Annotated in this window: 7 protein-coding genes; 2 read left to right on the top strand and 5 right to left on the bottom strand. The window is 44.0% G+C overall.

All coding sequences use genetic code 11. The features are described 5' to 3' along the window. Positions 1 to 78 precede the first annotated feature (78 nt). The 3 genes from R7190_RS07315 to yccS all read right to left on the bottom strand — a co-directional run bounded on the left by R7190_RS07315 (position 79) and on the right by yccS (position 3035). The gene (locus R7190_RS07315) at positions 79 to 381 is read right to left on the bottom strand and encodes a hypothetical protein (protein WP_171342898.1); all 303 of its coding nucleotides are present in this window, start codon (positions 379 to 381) and stop codon (positions 79 to 81) included. Between the two features lie 80 nt (positions 382 to 461). Further along, complete coding sequence (locus R7190_RS07310) at positions 462 to 692, bottom strand: hypothetical protein (protein WP_005376575.1); 231 nt, start codon at positions 690 to 692, stop codon at positions 462 to 464. A gap of 189 nt (positions 693 to 881) precedes the next feature. Next, on the bottom strand, positions 882 to 3035 hold the full coding sequence (yccS, locus tag R7190_RS07305; RefSeq protein ID WP_005376573.1) for a YccS family putative transporter: 2154 nt from the start codon (positions 3033 to 3035) through the stop codon (positions 882 to 884). Between the two features lie 324 nt (positions 3036 to 3359). On the opposite strand from yccS, the gene helD reads away from it, so the two are divergent. Then, complete coding sequence (helD, locus tag R7190_RS07300; protein WP_005376572.1) at positions 3360 to 5429, top strand: DNA helicase IV; 2070 nt, start codon at positions 3360 to 3362, stop codon at positions 5427 to 5429. 77 nt (positions 5430 to 5506) lie between these two features. Here the strand turns inward: helD and R7190_RS07295 are convergent, their stop codons facing one another. Next, positions 5507 to 5962, bottom strand: a complete 456-nt coding sequence (locus R7190_RS07295; protein ID WP_005376571.1) for a methylglyoxal synthase — start codon at positions 5960 to 5962, stop codon at positions 5507 to 5509. A gap of 64 nt (positions 5963 to 6026) precedes the next feature. Then, positions 6027 to 7076 (bottom strand): TMAO reductase system periplasmic protein TorT, encoded by a 1050-nt coding sequence (torT, locus tag R7190_RS07290; RefSeq protein WP_080960073.1) that lies wholly within the window; start codon positions 7074 to 7076, stop codon positions 6027 to 6029. Positions 7077 to 7119: 43 nt separating this feature from the next. Here torT and torS point away from each other — a divergent pair, with 43 nt between their 5' ends. Further along, positions 7120 to 10083, top strand: coding sequence for a TMAO reductase system sensor histidine kinase/response regulator TorS (gene torS / locus R7190_RS07285; RefSeq protein ID WP_186585381.1), 2964 nt, complete (start codon positions 7120 to 7122; stop codon positions 10081 to 10083). Positions 10084 to 10091: the final 8 nt, after the last annotated feature.

The raw sequence follows: 10091 nt of genomic DNA, 5'->3' as shown, positions 1-10091 counted from the left end.
GAAGCAAAGGGGTTATCTTGTTACGACGTTATAGTGATAGTTGGAAATTAAAATAGCGATAATTTGACGTTAAATCGCCTAAACGTGGATGTCTAGCAAGCTGCCAATGATTTCATTGTTTTTCTCTATGACAGACGCGCCAACTCGGTTATAACCAGCGGCTTGTGCTAGGTTGATGAGAGATTCAACTTTTTGAGAGGGAAGGCTAGGTGTTGAGGCTGTTATTGCGACATCCGCAACCGCAGCTAAATCGATGTTGTGATCAGAAAGCTCTTCTTTAACCTTACTTACATTATTGCTAATGCCATGTGCAGCTTTCTCGGCTATTTGTTGTGACATCTGAACGATGTGGTGTCCAGATTGAATTCCCGATACAGGCATATCACTACTCCCAACATTATGATAGTGAGAGCATAGGTGGACTTTATAAAACGTTCAAGTGTTTTATATCAATGACTTGATTAGGCAAACAGTTTGGCAAGCATTTCTCTTTCTTCACCAGATAGAACCGGTTTTTGCGCTTTATTTAGTTTCACGCTGATCTCACCTTGTAATGACTTTAACTGACTTGCCGTTAAATCACTGAGCTTTTGTTTAAGTTCATTAAATTGTTGTGCGTTCATCTCAATACCTTCGTCGTGATTCGGTTTATCCGTCGTTGCCCGAAATTCTTCATCCTTTGGATACAACATATTTATTCAACCAAAATAGATTAGAATTTGATCGATTGCTTTTTGTCCGAATATTGTCAAGGTGTGTTAAGTGATACGTCAGATTTTTCCTAAGAAGGTACATAATTACCCACTTTGGGGTAGGTGGAAACGTAAAAATAAAAAGGGAAGCGATATAGCGCTTCCCTCTTACATATGGTTTGAATGTTACTAACTTACTCTGACGGCAAACTTGCTAGCAAGTGAATGAAGCTCTGGGAGCATGCGATAGATAAGATGGAGTTGTTGCAATACCATGCGGGCAGAGCTGTCGTCTTCATCGCGCCATTCATTTAAGCGTTGCTCGAGTCCAGCATCATCAATATTAGATAGGTCACACTCCTCACAATGCTGGTGAAGCTGTTTATGAAGTACATCCAGATGTTGATGAATACAACGGTGAGCATCTAAAACGAGTTTATGAATTGACTCATCTTCGATGCGAGTTCTGTGCGCGCCTAATGCAGAAATATAGTTCAACATTGCGTGATTTAACGTTAGGAAGCGAAAACTTTCATCAACAGCTGCGCGATATTTGCCAGGCTCCGCCAGCATCGTACTAATCGCAGAAGAGAGTGAGGCATCATTATTGTGGGCCTGGCGGCGAGCGATACGGTAGCTCAAATTGTCTTTCTTGCCGATTCTATACTGACCAATGATCTGATCGAGATACTGCTTGTTCGCCTCTATCGCATCCGACATAACTTTGTGAAGCCTTCTCGACTGCCAGTCGGGCAAAATAACTAATACAGCTCCTACTGCAAGCACACACCCGATGAGGGTATCTGCTAGTCGAGGAAGGACAACTGCGTAACCTTCACCTAGTTGATTAAATAAGAAGAGGACGAGCAGTGTAATAAAACCAGTCGCGTACCCATAGTTGTTCATCCGGAAGGCGAAAAACATCACTCCAGAGATAACGATAAATACTAACTGGCTTTCTTGAGAAGGGAAAAAAGTCAGCAATGGTACACCAATCAACAAACCAGCTAATGTACCTATTACTCGCGCCGTCAATTTTTGGCGAGTGGCACTGTAGTTCGGTTGGCATACGAATAAAGTGGTTAAGAGTATCCAGTAACCTCGGTCGATGTTGAATATTTGAATGATTCCATAGCCAATCGTTAAGGCAATTGACATACGTAATGCATGCCGAAACAGCATCGAATCTTTGTGTAAATTTGCTGATATACGCTGCCACATCGCCTTTAGCGTGTGTGGGTTGGTATCGGCGAGGGTATCTTCTTCGAGGCCTTCAACATCTGGGTTGTTAATGTTATTAAGTTGTTTTTCTACCGTCGCTAAGTTATTGAATAAATATGTTAACTGCATCAGCAGACGTTTCCAGTGCCCTTGCTTTTGTTCTTCTAGATAAGCAAGAGAGTTTTGTACTTCAGCTAATGCCAGAATAGATTGATCGGTATGGGAGTATTCATTTCCTAGCTGAATGGCTAGTGCAATATCACGACACGCTTGGGCTTGAGACTCCAAAAGATATTTAAAACGAAACAGCACATCAGAACGTTCAAATTCGGTCGCTAAATCCTGATAGCGATAATGGCTAGAACTGACGCGTTCGTGAATGTCTTGAGCGATGAAATAAATATTTAAAAATCGGTCACTAGGCCCATCAATGTGACCCCGTTTCGATCGGTTAAGTAATGTGGTTTTACAAGCGTTTAGTGCCGTAACCGTGGCAGCATTGCATTTTGCAGCTTCAATCCGTAGCGGTTGTGGCGTCAAGTTGGTCACAGGGTGAAAAAGCTTGGCTTTCGCATCAAGATAATTCGCCATTTGGAAGAACACATTGGCTAAGCTTTGTTGCACCGGTTGAAGAGGCCAAAATATCTGCCAAATCATGGACATGAAGTAATACCATGCGGCACCAGTCAAAAGCAGTAGTGGCTGAAACCAAATGTTGGTGCTTTCATGTGCGCCAAGCATAGTATAAATAGCGATCAGCAACGAACCAAAAGCAATACTCGCGTACTTAGGACCTATCGCTCCAAGAATGATGAAGCCGAAGGTTGAGATAAATAATCCCAACGCAAAAGCCCAAGGGGTATCGAACAAGATTTCAATTGAAAAAGCAGCAAGCGCAAAACAGAGAAAGGTGAGAATCAGAGCCTTGATGCGTCCAGTGAAACTGTCATCACTTTCAGCCAAAGCAGCAGCAATAACGCCTAATATTAATGGCGTTATCAGCGTGTTTTGCTCGAAGTACCAAGTTGGGATAACCACACCCAGTAAGGTAATAAGGATAAGAACGCTGTAATTTATCGTCTTGTTTGCCCAATAGAGCCGAAATTTAGAAGTTGCTTGCACAATGCGCCTTATGTTTCCGATGAAGAACAGGGGGAATACTACCAGACCCACTATAGCGCGTTTATGATTTACTTTAAGAAAAATTCGTGGTTGCTGATAAAATCAGCAGGGATGTCATTGACTTATATTAAAACTGCCAGGTCATGTATTGAGGATTGTAAAGCCAGCTTCAAATAACCTCAGCTTTAGGTTATTAAATCGACAGTAATGTGAATTTTATTAAAGAATAGAAGAAGAAGCTTACTTAGGTGCTCGCCGTTGCTACAATTTAGCGCCTTAAAATGATATAAATCGACAACTTCTAAACTAAAAGGCGCACGTTTCATGCAGCTTACTGCCACTAGCAAAGCACAGTTTTTTATTCAAAATGAGTACCATCACGTCGAAATAAAAGAGAACAGTGTTTTATTAAGCTCGATAGGCAGTGAAGAACATATTCCTTTTACGATCTGGAATGGCAAAGTTAGCGTAAAGCGTGGGTTATTATGGAGCTCTTTACAGTTTTTTGCTCATGAACACGAAGGCAAACAACAAAGCTGGCTAGTCCAAGGTTTACCGTGGCCGCAATGCCGAAAGTTTGCGCTTGAGGCCGTTCGTCAATATCAAGAGTGGCACAACACTCAGTGCCGAAAACTGGCTGAGTATCTACCTAAGTGGGAAGAAGAGCTTTACAAACTAAAGCACTTGCCTGCTTACTTATCGCATTCTCAAGTGGTCTCCTGGGTTGAAAGCCTTAACCAAGAGTTAAGCGAGATGAAAACCACCCTAGAAGAAGCCAAAATGCGAATGCCGAATCGTATGTCGCAAATAGAGCCTTGGCTCATTGATACCTCTGAGGCGCTTGGTGAGCGTAATCGCGATTGGCTAGAAGCAGAACGTCCAAATTGGGAAGTGCTGTTTAATCAAATTGAATCCTCTCCTTTGAATTTATCCCAGCAATATGCGGTATTGCTCAACGACGACCACAACTTAGTTCTTGCTGGGGCCGGCTCGGGCAAAACCAGCGTTTTAACCGCACGAGTTGCCTATTTGTTGCAAAGCCATCAAGCTCAAGCAGAAGAGCTTCTCATGTTAGCGTTCGGTCGTGATGCGGCGACTGAAATGAAAGAACGCTTAGTAGATAAAGTGGGCATGGCGGCAGACGGTGTGCGCGTCAACACATTCCATCAGTTGGGCTTGTATATTCTTAAACAAGTCGAACAGCAACCTGTCGAAATTAGTCCTTTAGCGTTGGACGAAAATCAACGAACAGCATGGTGTGTAGACTGGTTGAAAAAACATTGGATGACACCCACCAACTTTAAACGTTGGCAAAAACATTTAGACAAATGGCCGATTGCGTACCTAAAAGGGGATGATGAGTTAGGAAGCCATTCAGAAAATCCAAAACTGATCGCTTGGCTAGATTCGCAGCTGTCTCATTTAGCGGCGGTGGGCTTGACCAAAAAGCAAGTACAAGAAAAGCTCGTAAACCACCAAGACTATACGCGTTTAAATAGTGAACTCGCCTTATGCTGGCCATGTTTTACAGCGTGGCAGAAAATGCTTAAAGAAAGCAACCAAGTGGATTTCCCAACCATGATCAGTCGTGCGACAGATTATGTGAATAAAGGGAAGTTTGTCTCGCCATGGCGCTTTATTATGGTCGATGAGTATCAAGATATCTCTCCAGATCGTCTGGCATTGATTGAAGCACTGTGTGAATCCACTCAGAAACAAGCAGGTGCCACGTTATTTGCTGTTGGCGACGATTGGCAAGCGATCTATCAGTTTGCAGGAGCGGATGTCGATCTTATCACTGGTTTTAAAGAACGCTTTGCTCACTCAACCGTTCATCACTTAGATACAACTTATCGTTTCAACAATCAGATTGGTGATGTAGCGAATACATTCGTGCAGCAAAACCCATCGCAGTTGCCGAAAACACTAAACAGCCACAAACAACGCAAGCAGAAGAGCGTACATACCGCGCCGAGCAATCAAGTGGAAAAGATCTTGGACCACTTGAATCAACAAGCCAAGCAAACCAAGTCAGTTTTATTGCTAGGACGTAACCATTATCATAAGCCCGATTTGTTCGACGATTGGTTGCGACGTTTCCCTAATCTCGATATTCGCTTTATGACTTGCCATGCGAGTAAAGGACGCGAAGCTGACTTTGTGATTATTCTTTCTGTGGATGAGGGGCAATTCCCCGCTAAGAAGAAGCAAATTCACATTGATGGTGCGTTGACGGAGTCCAAAGACAAATTCCCTTACGCAGAAGAGCGCAGGCTATTTTACGTGGCGATTACACGTGCGAAAGAGAAGGTTTGGATTACGCATACTGGTGCGGGATCTGCATTCGTTCAAGAGCTCGTTAATGGTGACTATCCCATCGTGACTTCTCGTTAAATGCAACGTTTAGAATGTTAAAAACAGTAAAGGCGATACTTGGTATCGCCTTTGCTTTATTTGGTTAGCATCAAAGCTTACATGCGCTCAGCAAGATAGGCTTCGTAATCCGGCACTTCGATGTCTACTTCTTGCTCAAGAAGAGGGGAGTTAAACAGGAACTTAGCGGTGGCTCGGTTCGTTGCTACAGGAATATTCCAAACACTAGCAATACGAAGAAGCGCTTTAACGTCTGGGTCGTGAGGTACGGCATTCAGTGGATCCCAAAAGAAAACGAGAACGTCGATTTTGCCTTCTGAAATAAGAGCGCCTAGTTGTTGATCACCGCCCATCGGACCACTGATCATGCTCTTGATCGCAAGTCCAGTTTCTTTACTTAGCATGTGTCCTGTCGTGCCAGTTGCGTAAAGGAAGTGACTCTGTAGCTTTTCTTTGTTTTCTTTTACCCAGCGAAGTAGCTCAGGTTTGCAGTTGTCGTGAGCAACCAAAGCCACATGTTTATGGGTTGGCATGGTACGAATGGTTTTTTGCATCAAGATGTTTCCGTTTGTATGATTTTAAAATTGTTGTGACTCAATAGAACACGTTTTTGGTCTTTCAATCAACAGCCTTAACACGGAATGTCGGCCTATATTCTGACGGAGATAACGATTCTTCGATCGTGTCGTCATGAAGCGTCTTCGGAGTCAGTGGTTTGATGGTTGGTGAGGCATGTTTGTCATAAGCTTCACCCCTTAAGTAATGCGTTGCTTGCATCACGGAAAGCCGACCTTGCTGCACCATTTTATCTGTTGGTGCGAAGAGCACTTTGTTACGTAACAGGCCTCGATATACACCATGACTTAAGTACACAGAAACTAAACCGATCTCCTCAGCTTTGCCGGCACTGCGCAGCTCACTGATGGCCGCTTCAATCGCCACTGCACTGCCAACAATGTAATCTATATTTCCCATATCGATCACACGTTGAACTAGGTTACGTTGTAACTCCTTGTCGTTGTCTGCCCAAAATGAGTCAACAATGTTGATATCACTTCCTTGTATCGCTTCATAAAATCCGGCAGTAACGGGTTTCGTACCACCACGAGTTCGCGGCCCCAAAAGTAAGGCAATGTTGGTCTTTCCTGACCCCTTTGGATGACGAGCTGCCAAATATTGACCCGCTTCGTATCCCATCCAATGCCAGTCAACACCGACAGTCCCTTTTAGCAACTCACTTTGTTCTTCATCCAAGTCGAGTTGGTTCACAGTAGCAAAAACGGGAGTATTCCCTACCCAATTTTTAAGTGAATGCTCGTAAGCCTGTGGGTCCACGGTCCCAAGGATAACTGCATCTGCTCCCCATTGGTTACACAGTGCGAGTTGTTGTTCTTGACGGGTTTTGTTTGGGTAGCCGCCCGCTTCAAGAACTCGTAGCTCGACACCTTCTCTTTTCGCTTCGGACACCATTCCATAGTTTACTGACAACCAGTATGAATCCTTTAGGTGAGGGTATATTGCACATATTTTCTCTGCGGCAACCGCTGGCAAAGAAGCAACGAGGGTTAAAGTGGCTGCAGAATGTTTGAAAAATGTGCGAAATGCGTGTTGATTTTTAACCATGAAATGAAGTTCGTTGGCATAGATTAAGTAAACACTGCAAAATATAACGTAATATGTCGCTGAACACGAACATTAAGGTCATGAAAATATGCTGCTAGCAACTGCAAGCATCGGTCGTAAACTTTTGTTGTCTTTCATTGCGATGGCAATACTGGTCATGTTATCGGCACTTATTGGTGTGTCTGGATTTTCTTTGGTTGCCAAAACCGAAAGAAATGTCGTGGATTCTGCGATTCCCGCCATGATTGAGGCGAGGCAAGTCTCTGAGTTGAGTACTCGTATTATTTCGTCTGTACAAATGTTGTCGAACGCAAGAAACGAGCAGGAAAGAAAGGAGTCAGGGCGAGTGCTGTTCGAACAGCTCGAGTCTTTACTCACTCACATCAAGGAGCTCGGGAGTGAGTCGTTCGATTCTCAATTGTTAGAAGCTTTAGAGAATAACGTCCAGAACGTTATCGACAATTTGGCAGAACTCGGTGTTTCGGTTGAAAAAAAGCTGTGGCTTGCAAAAGAGATAGATACTCGTGTTGAAGAAATGCGTCTGCTCAGTGAAGAGCTAGAACAACTAACTCGTACGCAAGTTCAGAATACAAGCACCATTGCTGTTGCTAACGTCACGCATATTTATGACTTATTAGAATCGAATAAAAAATCGCAAGTTTATCAGGCGCTAGATGCACTGGTGGAGGTCGATCTTGATCTGACTGAGCGATTACATGAACTGCACTTGTTGGCCTTTAAAATGTTGAATCAGATTGAAGAGGCTCGGACATTAACGAATATTGAGCGAATTCAACAGGTTCAAAGTGATTTCGATAGCAACCTCAAAATCATGCAACGCCGTGTACTCGCTGTGGAAGATCCTACGCGCTCTAAGCAAATGAGCCAACTGCTCATAGAGCTTGGTAAGCGTCAGGTCGTATTTTCTATACTGATGCAGCAATACGAGAATAACGAACAGTCACAACAACTGATGCAAAAGACATTAGAGTTGTTCTCAGAGCTTAATGGCACGGTCAACAAATTGGTTGATGATTCAAACAAAACCACTACCGTCGCTGTAGACCAATTGACCAGCACACTGAAATTCGCTCAGTGGTCTTTAACCGTTATTTCAATTGTTGGTTTGATTGTATTGGTGCTGATTTTATGGCGTGTGGTGTACCTTTCTGTTGTGAAGCGGTTAGCTGAATATTCCGCTGCGTTGCTGTCTGTGGCGCAGGGTAACTTAGCGGTTGAGTTGGAAGTGAAAGGCAAAGATGAGTTGGCGCATATGGGGCAGGCCATCATCACGGCTCGTAATACCGCGCAAGCACTAAAAGTGGTAGCAGAGGGTGAAGCTCAAGCCAAGCGAGAGCTTGAGGAGCATAAAGAGCATTTAGAAGAGCTCGTTGAGCAGCGCACTTCGCAGTTAAAACAAGCAAACCGCCGTTTGAATGAAGAGGTTTTGAATCACGCTAAAGCTCGCAAGCAAGCAGAGCAAGCGAGCCGAGCAAAATCGGCATTCTTGGCGACGATGAGCCATGAGATAAGAACGCCAATGAACGGAGTGTTGGGGACAGCACGCTTGTTGATTGACTCAGGCCTCAACCCAATTCAAAAGCGTTATGCGGAAATCATTAATCGTAGTGGTAAAACGTTGCTCGCGATCCTTAATGATGTACTGGATTACTCCAAGATTGAAGCGGGGCATTTAGAAATTCGTCACATGGGCTTTGATTTACACCAAATGGTGGAGGACACTTTCCAGTTAATGAACAGTCGAGCACAAGAGAAGAAGCTGCTGTTCTCCTACCATATTGAAAGTGATGTTAGTCGCTACTGGAAAGGGGATGTCACCAGAATCAGTCAGGTGCTGAACAATCTCGTTGGTAACGCGATTAAGTTCACTGACGAAGGAGAAATTGATATCTACGTTAGCCTGAACCCTGAGGACGAGTCGCAAGTCCTGTTTGAAGTATCAGACACTGGAATAGGAATTGCCAAAAAATACCAGAGAACGTTGTTTGATGCCTTCACGCAAGCTGAAGGTGGGATGAGCCAAACTGGAGGCACGGGGCTTGGACTTGCCATCAGTAAGCGAATCATTGAAGCGATGGGCGGTGTTTTAGAAGTCGATTCCGAAGAGGGAAATGGTAGCCGATTCTGGTTCTCTATTCCGTTAGAGGAAAGCGAACCTATTGAAACAGGAACCGTGGCAACCGCACGTTGCAAAGTGAAAGCAAAGGTCTTGCTAGTAGAAGATAATGAAGTCAACCGAGTGGTCGCGGAAGGCTTTCTAGAAAGCATGGGGCACCAAGTCGTGATGGCAGAAAACGGCTCACAAGCAGAGCAACTGATCAGCACACAAGATTTTGATATCGCTTTGGTCGACATCAACCTCCCTGATTGTGATGGAACTGAGTTGATCCAACGCTTAAAGCGGATTGAGTGTGATAAGCCGGCCAATAAAGCGCTTGCCGTCACGCCAATGATTGCAGTGTCTGCGCACGTTTTTGCGGAAGAAGTTGAGCGCTATCTAGCCGCTGGTTTTGACGGATACTTGCCTAAGCCATTGGCAAAAGAGGCACTCGCGGCATTGATTCAGGATGCGCTAGACGGAAAGCCGTTGTTGTTGCCACAAAATGCCGACTGTACCCCGTTTGATCAAATTTCGCCTCAAGAACAAGAGCTACAATTAAAGGTCGTTCAAGCACCTAAAACAAAGGAACCCGATGTGGTTATCATTAATCCGAGCGTGATTGAGTCCGATATGAAAATCTTGGGCAGAGATAAGATGTTGCACATTATTAATCTGTTTAGATCCACCAGCACTGATGTATTAAGCAAACTGCAAGCGTCTGCTGAGGACAATGATAGTAAAGAAGTAAAGAACCTTGCCCATAAATTAAAGGGCAGCGCGGGAAGTTTAGGACTAACTGCATTAATGAACGCTTGCCAAGCAATTGAAGCCGCGGCTCAACCTTTAGATACCTATAATGCGACTAAAGATGATTTAGTTTCTCAAGTGTCTGCATCAATTCAAGCTCTGGATGAGTTAATGGCGAAGTAATCCATCGA

The sequence above is a fragment of the Vibrio sp. 1078-1 genome (assembly GCF_033340475.1).
The sequence above is the reverse complement of the archived record's forward strand: the minus strand, read 5'-3'. Positions and strand labels throughout refer to the sequence as shown.